Source organism: Maribacter sp. Asnod2-G09, from assembly GCF_045063795.1.
In the GTDB taxonomy this organism is placed as follows: Bacteria; Bacteroidota; Bacteroidia; order Flavobacteriales; family Flavobacteriaceae; genus Maribacter.
Window position 1 is genome coordinate 1110539 of the sequence record NZ_JBEFOA010000004.1, and the last position, 26034, is coordinate 1136572.

General features: G+C 35.8%; 22 protein-coding genes. 13 read left to right on the forward strand and 9 right to left on the reverse strand.

The window, feature by feature from the left end:
* Positions 1-31 precede the first annotated feature (31 nt).
* Complete coding sequence (locus tag ACJJVT_RS11755) at positions 32-1537, forward strand: OmpP1/FadL family transporter (protein WP_405398871.1); 1506 nt, start codon at positions 32-34, stop codon at positions 1535-1537.
* Between the two features lie 53 nt (positions 1538-1590).
* Here ACJJVT_RS11755 and ACJJVT_RS11760 read toward each other — a convergent pair whose 3' ends face one another.
* Complete coding sequence (locus ACJJVT_RS11760) at positions 1591-3027, reverse strand: T9SS type B sorting domain-containing protein (RefSeq protein WP_405398872.1); 1437 nt, start codon at positions 3025-3027, stop codon at positions 1591-1593.
* Between the two features lie 124 nt (positions 3028-3151).
* A complete protein-coding gene (locus ACJJVT_RS11765) occupies positions 3152-4951 on the reverse strand; it encodes a T9SS type B sorting domain-containing protein (protein WP_405398874.1) in 1800 nt (599 codons plus the stop codon).
* 134 nt (positions 4952-5085) lie between these two features.
* On the opposite strand from ACJJVT_RS11765, the gene folE reads away from it, so the two are divergent.
* The gene (folE, locus tag ACJJVT_RS11770) at positions 5086-5766 is read left to right on the forward strand and encodes a GTP cyclohydrolase I FolE (protein ID WP_405398875.1); all 681 of its coding nucleotides are present in this window, start codon (positions 5086-5088) and stop codon (positions 5764-5766) included.
* 14 nt (positions 5767-5780) lie between these two features.
* On the forward strand, positions 5781-7259 hold the full coding sequence (gene cysS, locus ACJJVT_RS11775) for a cysteine--tRNA ligase (RefSeq protein ID WP_405398877.1): 1479 nt from the start codon (positions 5781-5783) through the stop codon (positions 7257-7259).
* A gap of 2 nt (positions 7260-7261) precedes the next feature.
* Here cysS and ACJJVT_RS11780 read toward each other — a convergent pair whose 3' ends face one another.
* Complete coding sequence (locus tag ACJJVT_RS11780; protein WP_405398878.1) at positions 7262-8185, reverse strand: AraC family transcriptional regulator; 924 nt, start codon at positions 8183-8185, stop codon at positions 7262-7264.
* Between the two features lie 199 nt (positions 8186-8384).
* Between ACJJVT_RS11780 and ACJJVT_RS11785 the strand changes: the two genes are divergently transcribed.
* The 7 genes from ACJJVT_RS11785 to ACJJVT_RS11815 all read left to right on the forward strand — a co-directional run bounded on the left by ACJJVT_RS11785 (position 8385) and on the right by ACJJVT_RS11815 (position 14162).
* Entirely contained in the window at positions 8385-9908 is a 1524-nt protein-coding gene (locus ACJJVT_RS11785; protein ID WP_405398879.1) for an aldehyde dehydrogenase family protein, read from the forward strand.
* Positions 9909-9920: 12 nt separating this feature from the next.
* Positions 9921-10295 (forward strand): DUF779 domain-containing protein, encoded by a 375-nt coding sequence (locus ACJJVT_RS11790; RefSeq protein ID WP_405398881.1) that lies wholly within the window; start codon positions 9921-9923, stop codon positions 10293-10295.
* A gap of 114 nt (positions 10296-10409) precedes the next feature.
* Positions 10410-10631: a membrane protein insertion efficiency factor YidD gene (gene yidD, locus ACJJVT_RS11795; RefSeq protein WP_405398882.1), complete on the forward strand. Its 222-nt coding sequence runs from the start codon at positions 10410-10412 to the stop codon at positions 10629-10631.
* 293 nt (positions 10632-10924) lie between these two features.
* Entirely contained in the window at positions 10925-11887 is a 963-nt protein-coding gene (gene lgt / locus ACJJVT_RS11800; protein WP_405398884.1) for a prolipoprotein diacylglyceryl transferase, read from the forward strand.
* 2 nt (positions 11888-11889) lie between these two features.
* A complete protein-coding gene (locus ACJJVT_RS11805; protein ID WP_405398885.1) occupies positions 11890-12381 on the forward strand; it encodes a DUF192 domain-containing protein in 492 nt (163 codons plus the stop codon).
* A 33-nt stretch (positions 12382-12414) separates the two neighbouring features.
* Positions 12415-12939 (forward strand): GNAT family N-acetyltransferase, encoded by a 525-nt coding sequence (locus ACJJVT_RS11810; protein ID WP_405398887.1) that lies wholly within the window; start codon positions 12415-12417, stop codon positions 12937-12939.
* Positions 12936-14162 (forward strand): ATP-binding cassette domain-containing protein, encoded by a 1227-nt coding sequence (locus tag ACJJVT_RS11815; RefSeq protein ID WP_405398889.1) that lies wholly within the window; start codon positions 12936-12938, stop codon positions 14160-14162. Before ACJJVT_RS11810 ends, ACJJVT_RS11815 begins: the two co-directional genes overlap by 4 nt.
* 72 nt (positions 14163-14234) lie before the next feature.
* On the opposite strand, the gene secDF is transcribed toward ACJJVT_RS11815, so the two are convergent.
* The 3 genes from secDF to ACJJVT_RS11830 all read right to left on the reverse strand — a co-directional run bounded on the left by secDF (position 14235) and on the right by ACJJVT_RS11830 (position 19011).
* Positions 14235-17219, reverse strand: a complete 2985-nt coding sequence (secDF, locus tag ACJJVT_RS11820; RefSeq protein ID WP_405398890.1) for a protein translocase subunit SecDF — start codon at positions 17217-17219, stop codon at positions 14235-14237.
* A 109-nt stretch (positions 17220-17328) separates the two neighbouring features.
* Positions 17329-17946: a hypothetical protein gene (locus ACJJVT_RS11825; protein ID WP_405398892.1), complete on the reverse strand. Its 618-nt coding sequence runs from the start codon at positions 17944-17946 to the stop codon at positions 17329-17331.
* A gap of 138 nt (positions 17947-18084) precedes the next feature.
* Complete coding sequence (locus ACJJVT_RS11830) at positions 18085-19011, reverse strand: malate dehydrogenase (protein ID WP_405398893.1); 927 nt, start codon at positions 19009-19011, stop codon at positions 18085-18087.
* A 290-nt stretch (positions 19012-19301) separates the two neighbouring features.
* Between ACJJVT_RS11830 and ACJJVT_RS11835 the strand changes: the two genes are divergently transcribed.
* Positions 19302-19679: a hypothetical protein gene (locus ACJJVT_RS11835; RefSeq protein WP_303597907.1), complete on the forward strand. Its 378-nt coding sequence runs from the start codon at positions 19302-19304 to the stop codon at positions 19677-19679.
* A 183-nt stretch (positions 19680-19862) separates the two neighbouring features.
* Here ACJJVT_RS11835 and ACJJVT_RS11840 read toward each other — a convergent pair whose 3' ends face one another.
* Together ACJJVT_RS11840 and gyrB are read right to left on the reverse strand one after the other, a co-directional pair.
* Positions 19863-20879 carry a DUF6588 family protein gene (locus ACJJVT_RS11840; protein WP_405398895.1) on the reverse strand — a complete coding sequence of 339 codons (1017 nt, stop codon included), beginning with the start codon at positions 20877-20879 and terminating at the stop codon, positions 19863-19865.
* Between the two features lie 71 nt (positions 20880-20950).
* On the reverse strand, positions 20951-22891 hold the full coding sequence (gyrB, locus tag ACJJVT_RS11845; RefSeq protein WP_405398896.1) for a DNA topoisomerase (ATP-hydrolyzing) subunit B: 1941 nt from the start codon (positions 22889-22891) through the stop codon (positions 20951-20953).
* Positions 22892-23286: 395 nt separating this feature from the next.
* Between gyrB and ACJJVT_RS11850 the strand changes: the two genes are divergently transcribed.
* Entirely contained in the window at positions 23287-23472 is a 186-nt protein-coding gene (locus ACJJVT_RS11850; protein WP_073242819.1) for a CsbD family protein, read from the forward strand.
* A gap of 83 nt (positions 23473-23555) precedes the next feature.
* Here ACJJVT_RS11850 and asnB read toward each other — a convergent pair whose 3' ends face one another.
* Entirely contained in the window at positions 23556-25229 is a 1674-nt protein-coding gene (asnB, locus tag ACJJVT_RS11855; protein WP_405398897.1) for an asparagine synthase B, read from the reverse strand.
* A 245-nt stretch (positions 25230-25474) separates the two neighbouring features.
* Between asnB and ACJJVT_RS11860 the strand changes: the two genes are divergently transcribed.
* The gene (locus tag ACJJVT_RS11860; protein ID WP_405398898.1) at positions 25475-26014 is read left to right on the forward strand and encodes a DUF2911 domain-containing protein; all 540 of its coding nucleotides are present in this window, start codon (positions 25475-25477) and stop codon (positions 26012-26014) included.
* Positions 26015-26034: the final 20 nt, after the last annotated feature.

Below are 26034 nucleotides of genomic sequence, written 5' to 3' on the forward strand. Positions count from 1 at the left end.
ATCAAACATTTATCACCTTTGAATTATTGATATGAAAAGATATTTAACTTTCGTAATACTAATGGCATGTGCCGTTATTAGCGCACAAAATATAAATGAAGCTTTACGTTACGGTACTGAAAACCTACAAGGCACAGCTCGCTTTCAAGCGATGGGCGGAGCGTTTGGCGCATTAGGTGGAGATTTGTCATCTCTAAATATTAACCCTGCGGGATCAGCTGTTTTTAACAACAGCCTCTTTACCATTAGTGGATCTAACTACCACACCAATAATGATGCACGTTATTTTGGCGATGCATTGATCACCAAAAACAATAACATTCAACTAAATCAAATTGGTGGTGCGTTTGTTTTTAAAAATACAGATTCTAATTCTGACTGGAAAAAATTTACTTTAGCTTTCAATTACGATTTGGTGAACAATTTCGATAACGAATATTATGTTTCAGGAAGCGCTACTGAAGGTATCGATACTTATTTTCTAGAATATGCAGGCGGCACTCCTTTTGGTTCTATTCTTTTACAAAATGGCGAGTTTTTAGAAGAAGCATATCTAGATATTGGCTCAGCACAAGGATTTAGAGATCAACAAACTTTCTTAGGATACTATGGCGGAATTCTTGATCCAGAAACCGAAGATGACAACAACACCAATTACATCAGCAATTCCCTTTATGATTTTATTGATCAAGATTTTTTAAGAAGAACCACTGGCTACAATAGTAAGTTTACTGTTAATGTTGCTTCTCAATATAAAGAGAACCTTTATGTTGGTGCCTCATTAAATTTTCATAGCGTACTATACACTCAGTTTGATCAATTTACTGAAGATGGATACGAACCTAATTCAGAAATTCGAAGAACAACTTTTGATAATTATTTAGAAACAGAAGGTAACGGCTTCTCTTTTACATTAGGCGCTATTGCTAAACTAAATGAAACTGTTCGTTTAGGTGGTAGCTACCAATCTCCTACTTGGTATCGTTTAGAAGACAATACTTCTCAACGTGTAAATTCAGATTTAGCAGATGAAGATATTAATTTCATCAATTTTAATGTGGTGAATTTATTCGAGAAATACACTGTAAAGACCCCTGGTAAACTAACAGGTAGTTTAGCTGTAATTTTTGCAAAAGACGGATTATTAAGTTTTGATTACGGATATCAAGATTTTTCTCAATCGGAATTACGCCCTACCAACGACCCAAGTTTTCAGACTGTAAATTCTCAAATTGCAAGTGATTTAGGTGCTGTTTCTACATTTAGACTTGGTGGTGAGTATAGAATTCAACAAGTAAGCCTTAGAGCGGGGTATCGCTTTGAACAGAGTCCGTATGCAAACGGAAATACAATCGGTGATCTAAACGCCGTTTCTGGTGGTATTGGTTATAACTTCGGTGGCAGTAAATTAGATTTCGCGCTTAGCCGTTCTCAACAAGATGTTAGCGAAAGACTTTTTAATGCCGGTATTACAACACCTGCTATGATTGATAGAGGTATTATGAATGCAACATTGAGTTATACGATCAATTTCTAAAGGATATAAAATTAAATCATAAAAAAGGGGAGCAATTTGCTCCCCTTTTTTGTTTATCTCTTTAATGAAAAATGTGTCTTTCGGGTTTTTGCTACGAGTAGCCCCTCTTCCATATCACCATATTCAAACCTGAACCAGTAATCTGTAGAAGTCATTTGCTGTCCGTTGTAATTTCCGTCCCAGCTATCATTCGCCCCAAGCTGCTTCAACAACTTACCGTATCTATCAAAAATAAATACCACAGGGTTATTTAAAGTTTCAATTCCCTCCACATTCCAATCATCATTTATTCCATCACCATTTGGAGTAAAGAATTTCGGATAACCAACAACTAAAAATTCTATAGGGTTTGTAATTCCGCATCCATTTTTATCATTGATAACAACTGTATTCACACCCGGAGGCACATTCATAAAAACAGGATTGTCTTGAAATACGCCGTCGTTAATCGCATATTCATAATCCCCATCACCTTCAACAAAAAATTCAATATTATTTTGATCAGGATCAATAGACAGGTTACTATCTAATGTTTCAACACGGTCTAATATAGGTGTTCCAAAAAAGGTTATCAATACTCCGCTCTCATCAGCCACTGTTGGCGGTGTGCCCGTTATGGTAGTAATTGTAGCAAAATAGCGTCCGGTATTCGGGCTAGCTACTACCAATTCAGCACCAAAATCTCCAGAACCGGTAAGCGTATCATCAACCACACCGTCATCTTCATAATCTACCGTCCACTCTACATTGGCAATATCTGCACCTGCAGGTGAATTCAATGCACTAATAGTTATTGGGTCATCGCCCTCACAAGCAATAATATCCAATCCTAAAAACTCATCTCTTAATGTACAATCTAATGCAGTATCTTGACTATCACTTACAGAACTACCCGTAAACGTCAACATAAAAGGCTCAGGATCTCCAGTAAAATTATCTGCAAAATTATTTATCAATATGTAATAAATCTCTCCGGGAATAACATCTAGATACTCATCATAAGTATTTTGACTACCCGTTAAAGATGCACGACCTTCTTCACCGCTTTCTGGGTTAACCCCTAGTCCCGTAAAATTAGTATCGTTTACTTCATAATTACAACGAATAGGTTGTGCTGTACCATTACTTATATCGGCACAATCAACATCTGGACCATAAACAGCAAAATCCCACTCGGCAGTTGGCGTAGAACCTGAAGTCGCCAATGCCTCAATATCAAAACCAACCTGACCACCTGTGCCCGCTCTAAAAACGAACCAAGAAGTATTGAATTCAATATTTGCAGAAGAAAGACTACCTTTTTCTAAACACCCCGTTTGAAGTATTACGTCTGGGTCAAAATCATCAACATCACCTGTTCCGCCGGCAAGACCCATAATAGGTCGATCGGCACAAACTGGTATAGCCGTTCTACAATCGGCTGAATTCTGTGCAGTTAGGTTCCAATAAAAAAGAAACAAACAACATATAGAACAAAGAAGTGTTCTCATAAAAGTGTAGCTTATTAGTATACGTGATGTATATTATAACTACACATGACTTGCTTTAGTATCTTACAACGGATATTCTTGCGTTTAATCGATAAAATGCACTAATTAAGCCTAAACAACAGAGTTAACGCTTTAAAGTAAAATGATTATTAATGTAAGATGCGTCTGTATCTTCACCTAAAGAATTGGTGTAAGATAGCTTGAACCAATAGTCAGATTCCGGCAATAACGTACCATTAAAAGAACCGTTCCAACCACTAGAGTTTTCAAATATCTGATGCAATAATTTACCGTAACGATCATAAATAGTAATTACAGGATTATCTAAAGCAGATAGACCATCAACTTTCCAAACATCATTTACGTTATCTCCATTGGGAGTAAAGAACTTTGGAAAACCAACTACTACAATATCCCTAGTATCAGATCCACAACCATTAATATCACGGACCGTAATGGTATGCTCTCCAGGAAACAAATTATTGAACACCCCACTACTCTGTGGCGCATCATTATCTACTTGAAACTCAAAATCGCCGCTTTCTTCCAAGAAAACATTGACCACATTAGAAGCATCATTTTCATATTCTATAGTAATATCTGAAATTACCGGCGGACTAGAAAAAACCACAGTAACAGAACGCACGGTAATACATTGTATCAACCCTCCTATGTTCGTTACAGATAACGTATACACACCAGGCTCTGCAACGGTAATTAATGATGATGTTTGACCAGAGCTCCATTCATATGTAAAATCATTATCGGGTATACGTTGCCCAATAGTTACAATCGGCTCATCGCCACAAATAAATACCTCTGTTTCAAAATCTAGAACAGGAAGTTCAATTCCGTTAATATCAAAGGTTTCAGAAGCATCAAAACATATAGAATTTTCTATAGATGTCGTTCTTACATAAATGGTTTCTAAAACTTCTGTTGGTATAAATTCTTTTGAAAGTGCGTTTGCACCGTCAATTGCATCTTCAAAACTTTCATGATAAGAAACACGAAACTCCATAGGACTCTGCCCTCCTAACGCTTCAGCATCCTTTACATTTAAATCGATAGCTGTACCATCTAAACATGCCGTTTCATCTTCTAAAGAAAATGTTTCTGGCGATGGAGCATATGCAACTTGGGTTTCGCTTGTTAAAGGATTACCTGAATTTCGCACTATTATTACACGATACATGCCAGAAACGGCAATAGAGAGTTCTGGGTCATTTTCACCTGGTATCCGTTGGTAACCTGCTCCAGCATCCAATTCCCATTGATAATTTTTGGCATCTACAGTAGTTGCATCTAAAACCACAGTATCGTTATCACATGCTATTATTGGCGGACCTAATAAATTATCTATAATATTACAATCTAGCGCAGAGTTTGGGAACTCCACAAATATGTTACCTGAAAACTGAATAGAAAATCCTGTATTGTTGTTACTGAAATTATTGATCATGAGAAGATATTCTTCTCCCGGTTCAACATCTAACCAATCATCATATTGTATATTATCTATACCTGTAGGGTCCTCTCCTACCCCAATAAAACTACTACCATCATCATTATCAAAGTAATTACACCGCACAGGGTCACCTAAAGCACTGCAGTCGTTTGTTTTGTATAAGGCAAAATCCCAATCTTCGCTTGTATCAAATCCGATATTAAAACCTAACTGACCTATTTCACCAATCTTAAACTTATACCAAGCAGAATTAGTTTCTATAGTAGAACTACCAATTATACAACCAGAAATAAATGTACCGTTGAAATCGTCAATACCATAACCATCAGTACCACCATTTACTGGGGTATTATAGCAAATAGGAACCGCATTGGCGCAATCTGCCGACACCTGTGCAAAACAAGTGAAGATGCTAAAAAAGCAAATTAATAAAATGGATATACCATACTTGATCATAGAGGCCTTCTCATTTGAAAAATTAAAATTAACTAGACCTTAACGTTATGGCTAATTTATGTTGTGTAATGCCCGTATTTGGTTATAAAGTGGCACATATTGTATATCTTTGCAGCTTCTAAAAGATAGATAAAATGAAAATTGAGGATACACTGGAAGATCAATTTGATGAATTAGGAAACGATCATATTTCTACATCAGAGGATACTCCTTTACGTTCAGATGCCTTTGATTTGGATGATGCCGAAAAGATTGAACGCATTCGCGAAAACGTACGCGAAATTATGCTAACCTTAGGTTTAGATTTAACCGACGATAGCCTAAAAGGCACTCCGAACCGAGTTGCTAAAATGTATGTAAACGAAATATTCGGTGGCTTAAGCCCTGCAAGAAAACCTAAGGCTTCTACTTTTGATAATAAGTACAAGTATGGTGAAATGTTGGTTGAAAAGAATATTACTCTTTACTCTACTTGCGAACATCATTTACTACCCATTGTAGGTCGCGCACATGTTGCCTATATTTCTAATGGTACCGTTGTTGGTCTTTCTAAGATGAATCGTATTGTAGACTATTATGCTAAACGTCCACAAGTTCAAGAGCGCTTAAATATTCAAATCGTAAGAGAATTACAAAAAGCTTTAGGCACGGAGGATGTTGCTTGTGTTATAGATGCAAAACATCTTTGTGTAAATTCTAGAGGAATTCGCGATATTGACAGTAGCACCGTAACTGCAGAATATGGTGGTAAGTTTAAAGAAGAATTAGTACGCCGCGAGTTTTTGAACTACCTTAATTTAGATACCCATTTTTAATAGCATATAGCTTCATGCAATTATACGAAAGTCAAGAAATCAAAGTATATAATTCCCTAACCGGAAAAAAAGAAGTTTTCAAACCCATAAACGAAGGCCACATAGGCATGTATGTTTGTGGACCAACAGTGTATAGCAATGTACATTTAGGAAACTGTAGAACTTTCATGTCTTTTGATATGATTTTCAGATACTTTAAACACCTAGGTTACAAAGTACGTTATGTTCGTAATATTACAGATGCCGGTCACTTAGTTGATGATGCGGAAGATGGTGAAGATAAAATTGCTAAAAAAGCACGATTAGAAAAGCTAGAACCGATGGAGGTTGTACAGCGATATACTGTAGATTTTCATAATATTTTAGAGAAATTCAATTTTCTACCTCCAAGTATTGAGCCCACAGCTACTGGACATATTATAGAACAAATTGAAATTATTAAGGATATTCTTAAAAAAGGATTTGCCTATGAAACTAATGGTTCTGTTTATTTTGACGTTGCAAAGTTCAACCAAGAACATGAGTACGGTAAATTAAGTGGCCGTAAGCTTGAAGACATGATAGCTAACACTCGTGATCTTGCCGCTCAAGACGATAAGCATAATCCGCAAGATTTTGCTTTATGGAAAAAAGCTGAACCACAACATATCATGAGGTGGCCTTCGCCATGGGGCGACGGTTTCCCAGGGTGGCATTTAGAATGTACTGCGATGAGCACAAAATACTTAGGCGAGACATTTGATATTCACGGAGGCGGAATGGATCTTAAATTCCCACACCATGAATGTGAAATAGCTCAGGCTGAAGCTTGTAATGGTCAAAGTCCTGTAAACTATTGGTTACATGCCAATATGCTGACCTTGAACGGAAGAAAAATGGCTAAATCAACGGGTAACAGTATTTTACCTGGTGAGATATTTTCTGGTGAAAACGAGATTCTTAGCAAGCCCTTCTCCCCTTCTATGGTGCGTTTCTTTATGATGCAGGCACATTACACCAGTATTTTAGATATAAGTAATGATGCTTTACTAGCATCTGAAAAAGGATTCAATAAATTGATGGAGGCAATCAATTCAATTAAATCTTTAAATACCGGTAAGACTACCGATTTTGATGTTACAGCTTGGAAAACATCTTGCTATGCAGCCATGAACGATGATTTTAATTCGCCTATCTTAATTGCAAAACTGTTTGATGCCGTTAAGCACATCAACCTTATTAAAGAAGGTGCTGAATCTATTACTGAAGAAGATAAACTTGAGTTGGAGAACACCATACACGGTTTCGTTTTTGATGTTTTAGGCTTAGAGAACAAAAGTAGTTCTGATGCCGATACCGAAAAACTAGGTGGTGTTGTAGAGTTATTGATTGAATTACGTAAATCAGCGAGAGAAAATAAAGATTTTGCCACATCTGATCAAATACGTGATCAATTATCAGTATTAGGTATTCAATTAAAAGACGGTAAAGAAGGTACTACATATAGCCTGTAATCTTAATCTAAAAATCTAGATTTCTGTATTTTAGACTGGTATTCTCCAGGAGCTACTTGTTGCCTTGTTTTGAAAACTCTATTAAAATAAGACCTACTTTCAAACCCGCAATCGAGATATACATCTTTTATGCTTCGCTTAGGATCTTGCAGTAAGCCAACGGCTAATTTTATACGTTCGTTATTAATAAACTCAACAGGAGAAATACCCAACTCCAATTTAAAAGTCCTATAAAAATGTGAAGGACTCATACAAGCTATCTTACTAAGCGCATCTACCGTTAATGATTTATGCACATTATCTCTAATGTAACGTATAACTTCTGTCAGCCTACTTTCTTTTTTAACCGATAAAGTAGCATTACTATAAATTTTTCGTTCATTAGTCTGTAGAATTCTAATGATAAGTTCACGCAACATATTATCTACAAATACATCTTTAGATGGGTGATCTTCAGAAAACAAGAACAAAAGCCGTTGTATAATTTGAAATATGCCTCTATCATTTACAAAGTGAAAATTGTAGTCCATTAATCCCCATGCATCCTTATTACTTTTAGGCATGTTCTCATTCATGAATTGCAATACCTTATTTATTTTATCCTCAGAAATAGCCATTGCCAAACATCTAGTCGGGTTTTTCGCCATTGCCTCTGGAAAATCAATACACATACCTTCATTCGCAGGTAAAACCAAAGATTCACCAGGTAAAAAATCAAAAGACTCATAATCGCGCAAGTGCATAATCTTCTTCCCTTGAATCATACTGGCCAAAACAGGCTGTTCAAATTTCAAAAGAACACTTGCAGCTTGCTCATGCGTTTCAAAAACATGCATAGCCGCATTATTCATCGTATAAGAGGTTTGGTTCTCTACCATAGTCTCTAGACGTCTTCCTTTTAAGAAACTCTCAGCTAAACGAATCACACTTATATTGATTTAATTTTAAGAAATTTACAAAAAAATATACTTAAAAAAATCATAATATCATTAAATGATAGAATAGTTCACACTATTCATAGAATCGGTCAGACAATCTAAGAAAGTGGTAGTTACATTTAGAACAACAAACAAAACATGCTCCCACTTAGGAGTTCTAAATCTATTAATACTTAAATCATATATTATGAGCACAACAGCAACTGTAGAAAAAGATGTACTTCAAAAACCGAAGTTTAAAAACCAATATGAAAATTTTATTGGGGGCAAGTGGGTAGCACCAAGTAAGGGAGAATATTTTGACAATATTTCACCTGTAGACGGTAAGTCTTTCACAAAAATACCTAGATCAACAGCGGAAGATATAGAAAAGGCTATAGATGCCTCGTGGGAAGCTGCTAAATCATGGAATGCATCTTCAGCGACCGAAAGAAGTAATATGCTTTTAAAAATTGCCGATAGAATAGAACAAAACATTGAGGTATTGGCGAGAGCTGAAACGTGGGACAATGGCAAAGCCATTCGTGAAACTATGGCTGCAGATCTACCATTAGCAGTCGATCACTTTAGATATTTTGCAGGTGTTATTAGAGCAGAAGAAGGATCGGTCAGTGAGTTAGATTCTAATACAGTTGCCCTAAACGTCACCGAACCATTAGGCGTCGTGGGTCAAATTATACCATGGAACTTTCCCTTATTGATGGCTACTTGGAAATTAGCCCCAGCATTGGCTGCAGGTAACTGTGTTGTTCTAAAACCGGCAGAACAAACCCCGGTTGCAATTTTAATATTAATGGAAATTATTGAAGGTATTCTACCTGATGGTGTTCTTAACGTGGTAAACGGTTTTGGTGCAGAAGCTGGCAAGCCATTGGCATCTAGCCCAAGAATTGACAAAATTGCCTTTACCGGAGAAACTACAACCGGACAATTAATTATGCAATATGCATCTAAAAATATTACTCCCGTTACATTAGAACTTGGTGGTAAATCTCCGAATGTATTCTTTGAGAGTATTATGGATGCCGATGATGAGTTCTTTGACAAGTGCTTAGAAGGGGCAAATATGTTCGCATTAAACCAAGGCGAAGTTTGTACTTGTCCGTCACGTATGCTAGTTCAAGAAAGTATTTATGACAAGTTTATAGAACGTGTAATCGAACGTACCAAGGCAATTAAAATGGGACACCCATTAGACCCCAATACTATGATGGGCGCACAGGCTTCTAACGATCAATTTGAAAAAATTCTTAACTACATACAAATAGGTAAAGAAGAAGGTTGTGAAGTACTTACTGGTGGTGAGCAAGCATATAACGAAGGTTTAGAAGGTGGCTACTATGTTCAGCCGACGATTCTAAAAGGAAATAATAAAATGCGCGTTTTTCAAGAAGAAATATTTGGACCTGTACTCTGTGTAACTACTTTCAAAGATGAAGCAGAAGCTATTGAAATTGCCAACGACACATTGTATGGCTTAGGTGCCGGAGTTTGGACACGTGATACACACCAAGCATATCAAATTTCTAGAGCTATTAAAGCAGGTAGAGTTTGGGTAAACTGTTATCACTTATACCCTGCACATGCACCTTTCGGTGGATACAAAAAATCAGGTATCGGTAGAGAAAACCATAAAATGATGTTAGCTCATTATCGTCAAACGAAAAATATGCTAATCTCTTATGACAAGAAGAAAATGGGATTCTTTTAATAGCCAAAAAACATGAAAACTAAACGAGTATTAGTTACCGAAAAAGCAGCTGCTGTAATAGCAGAACTTAAACAAAAGCATGGCGAACTCATGTTTCACCAAAGCGGCGGTTGCTGTGATGGCTCTGCGCCTATGTGCTTTGAGAAAGGTGATTTAATGCTAGATGATAACGATGTCTGGTTAGGAAATATTGAAGGGTGCGATTTTCATATGTCGCGAGACCAATTTGAATATTGGAAACATACTCAACTCACCCTTGATGTGACACCAGGTATTGGTTCAAGTTTTTCATTAGAAATACCCATGGGTATTCGATTCTTAATCAAATCTAGACTATACTCTGAAGAAGAGGCCGAACATTTAGAACCGATTAGAATAGGTGCTTAAAAACTAATTTATTTGATAGAAGTCCGGATGTAACTCATCCGGCCTTCTTCTTTTAACCAAGTTGACACTTTTGTAGTAAATTTGCACTATCAATTTATAGCTGTGAAAATTTCATTGAAAAAAATACTGATTGCCCCTTTTGTATTTCTAGTTCGTTTTTATCAAGTGGCAATATCTCCATATACTCCTGCAACCTGCAGATACTCCCCCACATGTTCTCAATACACATTAGAAGCGTTAAAAAAACACGGCTTATTTAAAGGAGGATGGATGGCGATTAAACGTATTTTCAGCTGCAACCCTTGGGGTGGAAAAGGATATGACCCAGTTCCTTAAATAAAGTTCAAGTTGAAAACTCAAGTTCAAGTTCAAGCTCAAGACGCAAGTTCAAGTCAAAAAAACGTTAGTTAAAATTAAAAGTTCAGTTGAAAAAAACTTTTGACATAGTCAAATAAAAAAATCTCTTTTCTAATATCTAATTTCTCTACTCTATATTCTATTCTCTTTTTTCTATCTTCTCGTTCACCTATAATCTTAACCCTCTTTTAACTAAATGCAAAACCGATTTTCCTATTCTAAAGCCTAGGGAGATTTCTATTTTATTATCTTAGCCTTTCAAAATTCAACACATGCATTTCTTAGGAATTACTTGGAATCCGAATGAGACACTTTTCAACATCGGATTCATACAAATAAAGTACTACAATCTTCTTTGGATCACCGCCTTTGCTTTAGGTTGGTTTATCATGAAAAAGATATTCCTTAACGAGAAAAAATCTGTCGAGCAACTAGACTCCCTTTTCATATACACTGTTTTAAGTACCATGTTAGGTGCCAGATTAGGTCATGTTTTCTTTTACGATTGGGCTTACTATTCTAATCACCTTATAGAAATTTTGATTCCTGTTCGCGAAAGTGCATCAGGCAGTCTATTGTTTGGTTTAATAGACGGGTATGAATTTACAGGATTTGCCGGTTTAGCTAGTCACGGTGCTACAATTGGTATTATTATAGGCACCTATTTATACACTAGAAAATTCCCTGAATTCAAAATGCTCTGGATATTTGACAGAATGGTCATACCTGTTGCTATTGGTTGTTTTTGTGTACGTTTAGGAAACTTTTTCAATTCTGAAATCAATGGTAAAATTGTAGATGAGAATTTCATATTCGCTACCAAATTCATTCGCGACTCAGACGACTTACATCCATCAAAAGCACTGGGCATTACACAAGAAAAAACTTTAAATGCCGCTTACGCTGCAATTGAGAACAATCCGCAGTTTTCGCAATACTTAGCTGAAATACCATATCGTCATCCGGCACAATTATACGAAGGTATAGGCTACCTTTTAATATTTGTTCTACTATACTTTCTGTACTGGAAAACTGATAAAAAGAATAAGCCAGGGTATTTATTTGGATTGTTTTTTGTGTTATTATGGACCGTTCGTTTCTTAGTTGAATTCGTAAAGAAAAGTCAGGGCGGATTCGAAGAATCTTTAGGGCTACTATCAACCGGTCAATGGTTAAGTATTCCTTTTATCCTAGTTGGATTATACTTCATGTTCAAAAAAACTAAAACTGCATAATATTGAAAACAATACATAAAGGTTCGGTTATTCTAATAGTTGTAGCACTGCTACTTTTCTCTTGTAAAGAAGCGTCAAAAAAAACTATAGCTACGCAAAGTATAGATTTCACTCATGAAGGAGACTTATCTGTCTTTTTAAATTCAAGTGACACGTTAAAAACCAAATTCAATATTGAGTTTGCAGAAACTGATTACGAGACCCAAACCGGACTCATGTACCGAAAGGGAATGGATAGTAACCAAGGAATGTTATTTATTTTCCCTGATGAGCGAGTACATTCTTTTTACATGAAGAATACAGAGTTTCCCTTAGATATTATTTACATAAAAGAAGATTTAAGAATTGCCAGTTTTCAAGAAAATGCACAGCCACTTAATGAGTCTGGGCTAACATCTCAAGTGCCTATCAAATATGTACTTGAAATCAACGGAGGTTTAGCACAAGAATTAGGGTTATCTATAGGCGACAGCATTAGCTTCAGCAGAAAATAGAGCTCTTGCCCTTTTATATTTTATAGTAATACAATGCCAGTACACGTACTATTTAACGAAGAATCTAAACGGTTACTTTTTAAAGAAGTACAGCCATCAGATTTCGAAACCTGGCTATCTTTTCATGAAGAACCTTTAAGTAGTCAATATTGGGTAGGATTACCACAAGATCCAAAAGAAGCCTGTCAACAACAGTTTAATAGAATTTTCGAGCGCTACAATGACAACTTGGGCGGCATGAATGCACTATACCTAAAAAGCACAAATACTTTAGTAGGTCTTTGTGGTTTGCTGATACAAGAAGTAAATGGTAAAAAAGAATTAGAAATAGGGTATTCTATACTGCCAAAGTACTGGCGACAAGGCTTTGCGTTTGAAGCAGCCCAAAAATGTAAGCAAGTAGCTTTTGCAAAAGAATGGACAACTAGTTTAATATCCATCATTCAAGTTGATAATGTTCCTTCGCAAAAAACAGCTTTAAAAAACGGTATGTTTTTAGATTTTACGACTACCTACCACAACAATACAGTTCATATTTTTAGAATAAATGCATCATGAATCATTGGGTAATTTACTTAGATAATAATTCTGATAAAAAAGGCTTTTTAAAAGATTTTCAAAAAGGGAGCATACCACAAGAACTACAGGAGTTTGAAAATAAAACCGGAAGCTTATTTTCTCCTTTCACCTTAGAAAAATTAATTGATGAAGAAGATAAGCACGATAAAAAAATTATCAGTGCTGAGCATCAAGCACTAGAAACTATGTCTAGTGGTGAGCAAAAGAGAGCCTTACTATATTACTTACTGAACGAAGAACCAGATTATATTATTCTAGATAATCCTTTTGATAATTTAGATATCGCCTTTCAAGAAGCAATAAAAACGATACTTAAAGATCACTCTAAACACATTTCATTTATTCAGTTAGCAAGCCGAAAGTCAGACACGCTATCATTCATAAATTGTTTTGGGAATTTGAATAAGAATATATTCGCAATCACCGAGAGTACATCCTCAAATGATAACGAAATCCACAGTGCTTTCAATGCCATTCGTATTCCACAATCTAACACAACCTACCCAAATATTGAATCTCCATTAATAGATTTCAAAGATGTCAGCATATCCTACGAAAGTAAAAAAATATTAAATGCTATTAACTGGACCATAAAGAAGGGAGATTTTTGGCAATTATCGGGCACCAACGGAAGTGGAAAATCAACTATACTCTCCATGATATTTGGGGATAACCCTAAAGCATTCGGTCAGGAAATCTATCTATTCGGGAATAAAAAAGGAAGTGGCGAGAGCGTTTGGGATATAAAACAAAAAATAGGCTATTACGCCCCTGCAATGACACTTAAATTCAATGGCAGACATTCTATTGAAAACATGTTGATCTCAGGTTTAAACGATTCTGTAGGGCTTTATACCATCCCAACAGAGCTACAAAAGAGAATCATTAAACAATGGCTGCTCTTGTTAGATCTCTATCCTATAAAAAATAAGTATTTCAATACGCTGTCAACAGGTCAGCAACGTTTAATAATGACAGCGCGTGCCATGGTCAAAAGACCACCAATTCTAATTTTAGATGAGCCTACGGCAGGCATGGATGACGAATCTGCTAGCTTATTGGTTTCTTTAGTGAATAAATTTGCAGAAGAAACCGATACCGCAATAATTTTCGTTTCACATAGAAAAGAAAAAGGTCTAAAACCCAAACGGACTTTAGACCTTATACCCAGTGAGCATGGCTCATCGGGAATCATTAAATGATTACAAACTTTTATAAAGCAAAAAAGCCGTTCATTTCTGAACGGCTTTTTCTATTTGAGTTAGTTGTATTATCTACTCTTCAATTTTTACTTCAGCTTCACCAGAAGTAACTTTCTTACTCAATGCATCGAACATTACAGGAGTTGCAATAAATACAGATGAGTATGTACCCACAACAACACCAACAATCATTGCGAACATGAATCCTCTTAACGACTCACCTCCAAAAATGAAGATTGCCAATAATACTACCAAAGTAGTTAATGAAGTATTCAATGTTCTACTTAACGTACTATTAATAGCATAGTTAATGTTAGAACCGCCTTTCCAGCCGCGTTCTGCCAAAGTCTCACGAATACGGTCAAATACTACCACGGTATCATTCAACGAGTAACCAATTACTGTCAAAATCGCTGCAATAAAAGCTTGATCAATTTCCATGCTAAAAGGCATTAGTTTTCCGAATATTGAGAATACACCAAGTACAATCAATACATCATGGAATACTGCAGTTACAGCACCCAATGAGAATTGCCATCTTCTAAATCTAATTAAGATATAAAGGAACACTACAAGTAATGAACCTAAAATTGCTAAGAATGCATTTTTCTGAATATCATCTGCAATCGTTGGTCCAACCTTTACAGATGCTAAAATACCAACGGCTTCTTCATCTACACCACCTAATACAAAAGCTTCTTTACTAAAACCATCTGGTAAGTATTTTTGAAGCGAAGTATATAATTTATCTTGAATTTCAGTATCTACTTCGATACCTTCTACATCTACTTTATAAGGAGTTGTAATTTTTACTTGGTTAGACTCACCGTATGTTTTCACATTAGTTCCGCTACCAAATACAGTATTCAATTCTGATGTTATTTCAGAAGGATTTACAGGGTGCTCGAAACGTACAGTATACGAACGTCCACCAATGAAATCTACACCTTTCTGTAATCCTGGACCTGCTAACAATGAGAATAAACCAATTGCTATTAAAATTCCAGATATTACATAAGCAATCTTTCTTTTCGCCAAGAAATCAACATTGATTCCCTTGAAAAGGTTTTTAGTGATGCCAGTAGAGAAATCTAAGCTTCTACCTTTTCCACTAATATACCAGTCGATTAATAAACGAGTAATGAATATTGCAGTAAATAAAGATGTTACAATACCGATAAGTAATGTAGTTGCGAAACCTTTAATCGGACCTGAACCAAATATGAATAAGATAATTGCAGTTAAACCAGTAGTAATGTTCGCATCTAAAATAGAAGATAGTGCATTACCAAAACCGTCAGCTACAGCTTGACTCTTGCCTTTACCTTTCGCTAATTCTTCTTTAATACGCTCAAAGATCAGCACGTTGGCATCAACCGACATACCAAGTGTTAAAACGATACCAGCAATACCAGGCAATGTTAACACCGCATTTAAACTAGTTAAGACACCGAATATCAATAAGATGTTCAACATTAAAGCAATATCAGCAAATACACCTGCTTTACCATAATAACCAATCATCCATAAAAGAACGATTACAAAAGCAATTAAAAATGACATAAAACCACTATCAATAGCTTCTTGACCCAATGAAGGACCAACAATTTCTGATTGAATAATTTCTGCAGAAGCAGGTAATTTACCAGCTCTAAGAACGTTTGAAATATCTTTAGTTTCATTTACTGTAAAGTCACCCGTAATTTCTGAACGACCACCAGAGATAGGACCAGAAGAAACACCAGGAGCAGTATATACTTTATTATCTAAAACAATAGCAATACCAGTCTGGTTCGTGTAAGCGTCACCTGTTAGTTTTTCCCATTCTTTAGCACCTTTCGTATTCATGGTCATAGAAACAGCAGGCTTGCTGAACTGATCGAAATCTGCTCTTGCATCACTTACTACATCACCACTAATTCTAGGTGTACCGTCACGATTAGATTTTAAAGCATACAAATCGATAACTTCAGTTTCTTCAGCCGATGGTCTCTCCCATACAAATTTTGTAAACTGAATATCAGCAGGCAATAACCTTCTAATTTCTGGCATTCTTAAGTAAGAACCAATAGTAGCAGTATCTTTAATAGCCGCACGAAACATTGCATTTGATCCTGGATTAGCAGGAATCAATAATTCGTATAAAGGATTTACCTGTGTCGCTAAATCTAAAGAATCAGCAGAAACATCAGATAATAAAGAATCTAATTCAGATTCTTCTTTAATTTGTTCTGGTTGCTTAACCTCAACAATCGTTTTTAATTTCTCATTCGCTTGAATAAGGAATGTACTAAAGCTAGTATTACTTTGCTTGTACGTTTCCCAAAATTCTAATTGAGCAGTACTTGATAATAAATCTTGTGCACGAGCGATATCTCTAGCACCAGGCAATTCAACTAGAATACGACCTGAGTTACCTTCTCTTTGAATGTTTGGCTGTGTTACACCAAAACCATCGATACGTTCTCTTAATACTTCAAATGCAGAAACGATAGATTCATCTATTTTTCTTATGATGATAGGCTTAACCTCATCATCAGACATTTGAAAGTTGATTTCATCACTAAGACCTTTATTTGCAAAGATATCTGGTGAAGCCAATTTAGTATCTCCTTTTATCTTATCGAAAGCTTCAAAGAACAAATCGATATATGTATCATCACTATTTCTAGAAGCTACATCTGCATCAGCTAAAGCCTTGTTGAAAACTGGGCTTTTAGTGTTATTTGCCAATCCTTTAAGGATATCCTTAATTGAGATTTGCAAAGTAACGTTGATACCACCTTTAAGGTCAAGACCTTTGTTAAGTTCTTTCTTTTTAGCCTCATTGTAATTGGTATAACCAAATACAGGATCGCTACCAATAGAATCAAGATAGCTTGCTGCTGCAACTTCTCTTTTTGCTACATAACCTTCTTCTGATTCAGAAATACGGCTAACCGCGAATTTATTCGCTTCTTTTTCTACTTTACTAGTTACGAAAGTATAGGATAGCTGGTAAATACTAACTAACCCAAATAATAAAGCAAAAAGCTTTATAAGTCCCTTGTTTTGCATTTGTAATAATTTAATTTATGTTGATTATTATTTTGAATATTATAAAAATCTAAGGCAAATCACTTTTACGTAAAGTAATTACGTCGCTTAGAAATATTTTTAAATGGAATTAACTATTCCCATAAACATAAGGTCCTGCCCTTACTTCTGGTATTGTTCGTGAAGAGTTTTCTATTGCTATTGCAATAGTTCTATTTATTTTAAATGCTGTATCTACAATTGCGTCTTGCTCAAAAACTATGGTTTCACTAAACGGCAAAACTACTGGATAAGAAAACGTTTTATCATCGTGCTTCTGAGGCACAACCAGTGTAGCGTTTAACGTAACACCGTCATCAGCTTGCTGATGAAGATCAGAAACTACTAAATTATAGGTCTCAGGAAATTCTTTTTTTGGAGAATCGGAAGGAGATTCTTCTTCATTAGATATTGACTGATGGTTTTCTTGAGAAAGAAACTCCTTAACACTAAGGGCATCAACATCGCTATAATAACGAATACTTAATTGTGCACCGTCATTTTCTACTATTTCTATAGCATCAACACCTAAGACTTCTAACTTCTTGGTGATAACTGCCAAAACATCATCATGAGCAGTACCTGAAGCTAATTCTACATCTGCAAATTGTAATGATATTTGCTGATTAGAAGCTTTCTTTTGCTCTTGACTTAACCCAAATAAGGCTAGAATAATAAATAAAGTACTTACGCACCATTTTGCATTCATGCGGCAAATATAAAAAGAAAGATTATTCTAGGTAGTATATTTTTTACAATATATATTTCTAAAGCATACCTTATTAAACTAACAAAGCCTTTATAGTTAGACTACAAAGGCTTTGTTTTATATTTAAGAGTTTATAAACTACAACTCTAAAAGACCATTAGTTTTAGTTACACCAGCGGCACTTTCTTTCATTTTTGCTTTTTCAGCATCACTTAAAGGAATATCGATAATCTTCTCGATACCATCTTTTCCTAATATCACCGGTACACCGATACAGATATCATTCAATCCGTATTCACCATCTAACATAGTCGAACATGGAAACATTTTCTTTTGATCACAAGCAATTGCCTGTACCATAGAAGAAACTGCTGCACCTGGAGCGTACCATGCGCTAGTACCTAATAATTTAGTTAATGTTGCACCACCAACTTTGGTATCATCAGCAACTTGCTGTAATCTATCTGCAGATAAAAATTCTGATACACGTATACTGTTTCTAGTTGCGTGAGATGTTAATGGCACCATACCAGTATCACTATGACCACCGATTACCATACCGTCGATATCAGAAATAGGAGCTTCCATAGCTTCTGCTAAACGATACTTAAAACGAGCGCTATCTAAAGCACCACCCATACCAATTATTCTATTTTTAGGTAAACCAGTAGTTTTATGTACCAAGTATGTCATCGTATCCATAGGGTTACTAACAACTATAATGATAACATTCGGAGAATGCTTTAAAAGGTTGCTTGAAACTGTTTTTACAATACCAGCATTAATACCTATTAATTCTTCTCTAGTCATACCTGGTTTTCTTGGAATACCAGAAGTAATTACAGCAATATGGCTATCAGCGGTTTTAGCATAGTCATTTGTACTACCTGAAATCTTAGTATCGAACCCCATCAATGATGCAGTTTGCATCAAATCCATAGCCTTACCTTCTGCATAACCTTCTTTAATATCCAAAATAACCACTTCTGAAGCAAAATCTTTAATGGCAATGTATTCTGCACAACTAGCACCTACTGCACCAGCACCTACAACTGTAACTTTCATTTATTTCTATTTTATGAATTATTATATATAAAATGGTACGTCCACTTTATGTTTATTGAATTTTCACTCCAAAAATAGGTATTTATTGACGAAATATGCTATTGAACTATTGATTTAATTAGCTCTCAAAGCCTTTAAAAACATCGATAAAATGCAGCTTTTGTTAAAAAAAATTGCGCTTTAACGAAGATATCGTGAATTAGTTACCATACATCGAATTAAAGTAATAACCCAAAATTAGTCACGTTAATTACTGTGGATCCCAAATCCAAAATTAAATTAACCTACTTATGACTAAGAAGTTCCTCTCTTTGTTGGCGATATGCGCCATAGTGTTTCTTGCGAACTGTTCTAGGATCGAACAAAACAACGATCCTATTATAGGAATATGGTCGCAATCTGAATTAATAGTAACCGAAAATTCTTCGAAACAAACTGTTCGTAAAGAATGGATTTTTAATGATGTTTTCTTAGGAAGATATCATGAAATCGATGGTTCTACAACTACCCTAAAAACAGATTTCAATTGGTCCAAACAAGGCGATATTTATACAGTTGAGTATAAAGGTCTTGACGGCAAACCCAACAATATAATCACTATTAAATCTACTGATGATGGTTTTTATCTTCAGAAGAAAGATGGTGCTACATTGGCAATAAGGGAATAAACAATTTTAACAGGGCCATGGGAAAAAGGCTGTCCGGAGGGATCTGGGCAGTCTTTTTTATACCCATTGTTGTTCTAAAACAGCTTTTAACAAGTATTACCTACGCTTATTTAAAGCACAAAAAAAGGTCCGACGGAATTAGAGATAATTCCTATCGGACCTTTTTAAATTTAAAACTTCTCTTTATCTAAAACCGAAGTTGATACCAACGGTAGCAGTATTGAATTCTCCTAAGTTATATTCCGCATTCAATCTAAAGAAACCTAATTTAAGTTTCGTACCTAAAGTACCTGTAACCCCATTTACTTTTTCAGTGATTGAAAAAGGATCTATATATGTTTCAGAAGCAAAAGGTCCACTCGTTACTCTGTACGTACCTAATACATCTGTTACCGATTTACCAGTAATATAATTGACACCACCATAAAAATTAATGATCGGTAGTTTTGTAGATACCACAGCACCGAATGCCCAACTACTAATTTCAGCTTCTATTCTTTGATTTTCACCATCAACTAAATTGGCATTTGCCAAATCATAATCACCGCTAATATTGGTATACCCAATAACTGCTGAAATAGCTACGGGTAATATCTTATCTGCCGGTAATAGTTTTGTGAAATCATGCTGAATGCCTAAACCGAACAAACCAATAGAAGCATCTTCATATTCCATTTTAGGAAGAAATCTTGCTTTTACCTCTGTACCTTTAATCAAACCTACACTTGCTTGCACATATCCTGAAGGAACGAAATCGATATCTTCTCCCGATAGACCAGATGGCAGCTCAAAAGTCTCACGAACCGTTACCCCCAATACTTCGCCTTCCACAAATACTTCTGTACCAGAAATATCGCCTAAGGCAGTTGAAACCGGTCTTGCCACACCTGGGTTATCAACAAAATCTAAATTCTGATAATCATTAGCATCTAAGATAAATGTCTTCTTATCTTCTTTATTCTTAAAACCGGTAATATTACCAATGATAGAAATTTCAAAACCACCTAAGGGTTTTGCATCAGCGGTATTATACCAACCTGTTGACATACTATACACCACACTTTCAGAAAGCGGAGCCATGTAATCTGTTGTAAAGCGTTCTGCATCTTCAACACCGGCCGAAAGCACATTATTGAAATCTGCTTGAGCAGAAGCCGTTAAGCATGTTCCAACAAAAATACAAGTAAGTAGATTTTTCATATTTCTAATTTTACCTAAAACTAAAAAACCTGCGCTGTAAGCGCAGGTTTTTGTTGTGTAAGTGGTATTTTCTATGTGTCAATGTTTGCATAAACAGCATTCTTCTCAATAAATTCTCTTCTTGGCGGTACTTCGTCACCCATAAGCATAGAGAAAACACGATCCGTTTCGGTCGGGTTATCAATTTGTATTTGACGTAAAGTTCTAAACTCTGGGTTCATAGTAGTATCCCACAATTGAGATGCATTCATCTCCCCAAGACCTTTGTATCGTTGAATACTAACACCACCACTGTAGCTATCAGCAATTTCATCACGCTCTTTATCACTCCAAGCGTATTGTTTTTTCTGACCTTTCTTCACTAAGTATAAAGGCGGAGTAGCAATATAAATATGCCCTTGCTCTACCAACTCTTTCATGTAACGGAAGAAAAAGGTTAAAATAAGTGTTTCAATATGGCTACCATCGACATCGGCATCACACATGATGACTACCTTATGATATCTAAGTTTGTCAAGATTCAATGCCTTACTATCTTCTTCGGTACCAATAGTTACCCCCAAAGCAGTATACATATTCTTGATTTCTTCGTTTTCAAAAACCTTGTGTTGCATGGCTTTTTCAACATTCAAAATCTTACCTCTTAAAGGCAGAATTGCTTGAAAATTACGATCACGACCCATTTTTGCAGTTCCACCCGCCGAATCTCCCTCGACAAGGAATATCTCACATTTTTCAGGATCTTGTTCAGAACAATCTGATAATTTACCAGGTAAACCACCACCGCTCATTACATTCTTACGCTGAACCATTTCACGAGCTTTAGAAGCTGCATGTCTAGCTTGCGCTGCAAGAATTACTTTCTGAACAATAGTTTTAGCGTCGTCTGGGTGCTCTTCTAAATAATTTGTCAGCATTTCAGACACTGCCTGACTTACTGCTGCAGAAACCTCGCGGTTACCTAATTTTGTTTTCGTCTGACCTTCGAACTGAGGCTCAGAAACTTTCACAGATACAATTGCCGTAAGACCTTCACGGAAATCATCTCCTTGAATTTCAAACTTTAATTTATCTAACATTCCAGAAGCATCTGCATATTTCTTAAGGGTAGAAGTCAAACCTCTTCTAAAACCAGATAAATGCGTACCACCTTCGTGTGTATTAATATTGTTTACGTAAGAATGAAGATTCTCTGTATAACTCGTATTATAGATCATAGCTACTTCTACTGGGATGTCGTTCTTCTCCCCTTCCATAGAAATAACGTCTTTAATCAAAGACTCACGGTTACCATCTAAAAACTTAACAAACTCTTTAAGTCCGTCATTAGAAACGAATGTTTCACTAACAAACTCCCCTTTTTCATCTTTTTGGCGCTTATCGGTAATACTGATAGTAACCCCTTTGTTCAAGAAAGAAAGCTCACGCATTCTGTTCGCCAAAGTTTCGTAGCTATACTCTATAGTTTGAGTAAATATGGTATCATCTGGATGAAAAGTTACCTCAGTACCTCTTTCAGTCGTCTCTCCTATTCTTTTAACAGGGTATAACGCTTTACCTCTAGAGTATTCTTGTTGCCAAACAACACCCTCTCTATATACCGTTGCCGATAAATGATCAGATAATGCATTTACACAAGAAACACCAACACCGTGAAGACCACCAGAAACTTTGTAAGAATCTTTATCGAACTTACCACCTGCACCAATTTTGGTCATTACAACCTGTAATGCAGATACGCCTTCTTTTTTGTGAAGATCGACAGGTATACCCCTACCGTTATCTTTAGTGGTTATTGAATTATCTTCATTGATGATTACGCTAATGGTGTCGCAATGCCCACCCATAGCCTCATCAATTGAGTTATCTACTACTTCATATACCAAATGGTGCAAACCACGGACCCCAACATCACCAATATACATGGATGGACGCATACGTACGTGCTCCATACCCTCTAAGGCCTGAATACTATCTGCCGAATAATTTTTCTTATTTGCTTCTTCGCTCATAAAATTATGGTTGTTTTACTTCAAATTTTGCAATCTTACAAATATACGCAATACCCCGTGAAATATAGCCTTTCTAGGTATTGGACAAATGCAAGTTATCAACAATAATTGTGGAAAATTAGCCCTCAGCTCTTAAATAGCGGCATAAATTATAAAACAGCCCTAAATTGAAGTGAGAAAGCCGAAAAAATCCTTAAAGCCAACCTATTTGACCAATAGTAAATTGTCATAATTCCATCAAAAAAGGCATTAATTTTTACACTATGTTAACATTTTACACCTGAAATTGACGGGATAAAGCTGATTACTTGCGCTATCGCTGTTAATGGGGAAAAATTAAGATTTACTTTAGATATGGATGTTAATTTAGAGTCATAATCTTAAAACAATCTATTATGAACGAGGAACAATTTAAAGGAAAATGGAATATAGCAAAAGGGAAACTTAAGCAGCAATATGCTGACTTAACAGATGATGACCTAACCTACGCGGAAGGAAAATCTGATGAGCTATTAGGAAGAATTCAAGAAAAAACCGGAGAGTCTAAAGAGAAATTGAAAAAAATGATAAACGACTTATAGTCTACTTCATTTTTATAAAAAAGCAAACCCCGTCTACAAAGTAGACGGGGTTTTGACAATAGATATAATGACTAATTCAAACCCTATTGTTTAACATATGCTTCGTCATGTACGTTAGCTATTGCTCTACCAGAAGGGTCGTTCATATTTTTAAACGCCTCATCCCATTCTAAAGCTGTCGCTGTACTACAAGCTACACTTGCCTCTTGTGGTACACTTAAAGCTGCAGCATCACTAGGAAAATGCCCTTCAAAAATTGTTCTATAGTAATACTCTTCTTTGTTTAATGGTGTGTTGATAGGAAAACGGAATGCCGCATTCTCTATTTGCTCATTGGTTACCTCTTTGTCGACCAATTCTTTTAGGGTATCGATCCAACTGTAACCAACACCATCACTAAACTGCTCTTTTTGTCTCCATGCTACACTTTCTGGTATCATATCTTCAAATGCCTTACGAACTACCCATTTCTCCATACGTTCGCCGTTGATCATTTTATCTTGTGGGTTGATGCGCATAGCAACATCCATAAACTCTTTATCTAAGAATGGTACACGACCTTCAATTCCCCAAGCAGCTAAACTCTTATTAGCTCTTAAACAATCGTACATATGCAACTTATCTAATTTACGTACGGTCTCTTCGTGAAATTCTTGTGCACTTGGCGCTTTATGAAAGTATAGGTAACCTCCAAACAACTCATCTGCACCTTCACCAGACAACACCATTTTTATCCCCATAGACTTAATAACACGAGCCATTAAGTACATTGGCGTAGAAGAACGAATGGTGGTAATATCATAAGTTTCTATGTTATAAATAACATCTTTTATAGCATCTAAACCTTCTTGTATAGTAAACTTAATTTCGTGGTGTACGGTACCGATATGATCAGCAACTTTTTTTGCAGCTGCCAAATCTGGTGATCCTTCTAAACCAACAGAGAAAGAGTGTAATTGTGGGTACCATGCATCTACAGTATCGCCACTTTCAATTCTTTTCTGCGCGTATTTTTTAGCAATAGCAGAGGTTACAGAAGAATCTAAACCACCTGATAATAAAACTCCGTAAGGCACATCAGACATTAACTGTCTGTGAACTGCAGCCTCTAAAGCCTCTTTAACTTCTTGTATGCTTGTTGCGTTGTCTTTAACGGCATCATACTCCATCCAATCTCTAGTGTACCATTTTTTTAATTGTCCGTCAGAACTATGTAAATAATGTCCTGGAGGAAATAATTCTATTTTAGTACACGTACCTTCTAATGCTTTTAATTCTGATGCTACGTAGAATGTTCCGTTTTTATCCCATCCCATATATAATGGAATAATACCCATATGATCACGAGCAACAAAATATTCATCTTTCTCAGCATCATAAATAGTGAAACCGAAAATACCGTTCAATTCATCTAAGAAGTCAACTCCTTTTTCTTGATACAAAGCCAATATTACTTCACAGTCAGACTCTGTTTTAAAATCGTATTTGCCTTCAAATTGCTTACGTAACTCTCTATGATTATATATTTCACCATTAGCCGCTAGTATCAATTTACCATTCGGACTCAATAATGGTTGTTTTCCAGAAGCTGGATCTACAATAGCCAAACGCTCATGCGCTAAAATGGCTTTATCATCTGCATAGATACCACTCCAATCTGGACCTCTATGTCTAATTTTCTTCGACATCTCTAAAAGTTGAGGCCTAAGTACTTCAGTACTTTCCTTAACATCAAATGCACATACTATTCCACACATAATCTAATAATTATATCATTTCGAATACAAATATCAATTTATTGTTTCAATTAACAAACACATATGTCAATTATGGTTACATATTGTAATTATAAAATACATTTTAAGTTCGATTTGACATATATTGCTATAAATTCATGTTTAAAACGTGATGAAATGTAACAATCAAAAATTTAACTTCTTTTTATTAACACTAGTGTAAGGAACTGCTTAGTTTTATGACCTAGAAAACCAAACAAATGATTATGAAAAAAGTATTTACACTAGCTACACTAATGTTAGCCTTAGTTTTAACCTCTACAGTATCTGCTCAAGAGTTCTCTGGAATAGACAAAAGCCCAATGGATATGGCTGCCTACCCTACAGATTACAAAGTTTCTGAAAAGGCAGTACGTATTATTTACGGAAGACCACAATTGAAAGGTCGTTCTATGGAAGAATTAGCTCCAACAGGAAAAGTATGGAGAACAGGTGCGAACGAAGCTCCTGAAATTACATTTTATAAGGATGTAAAATTCGGCGGTAAAGATGTTAAAGCTGGAACATATTCTTTATTCACGATACCTGGTGCAGATGAATGGACAGTTATTTTGAATAAAAACTTAAACCAATGGGGTTCTTATTTCTACGATGAAGCTTCTGATGTTGCTCGTGTAACTGTACCTAACGGTTCTGATGATGCGTCGCTTGAAGAATTTTCTATCGCTTTCAAAGAAGCTAACGGTGGTGCTCAATTAGTAATGGGTTGGGACAAAACAAGAGTTGCTGTTCCAATTACTATGTAATTAGAAACACGATATAATAA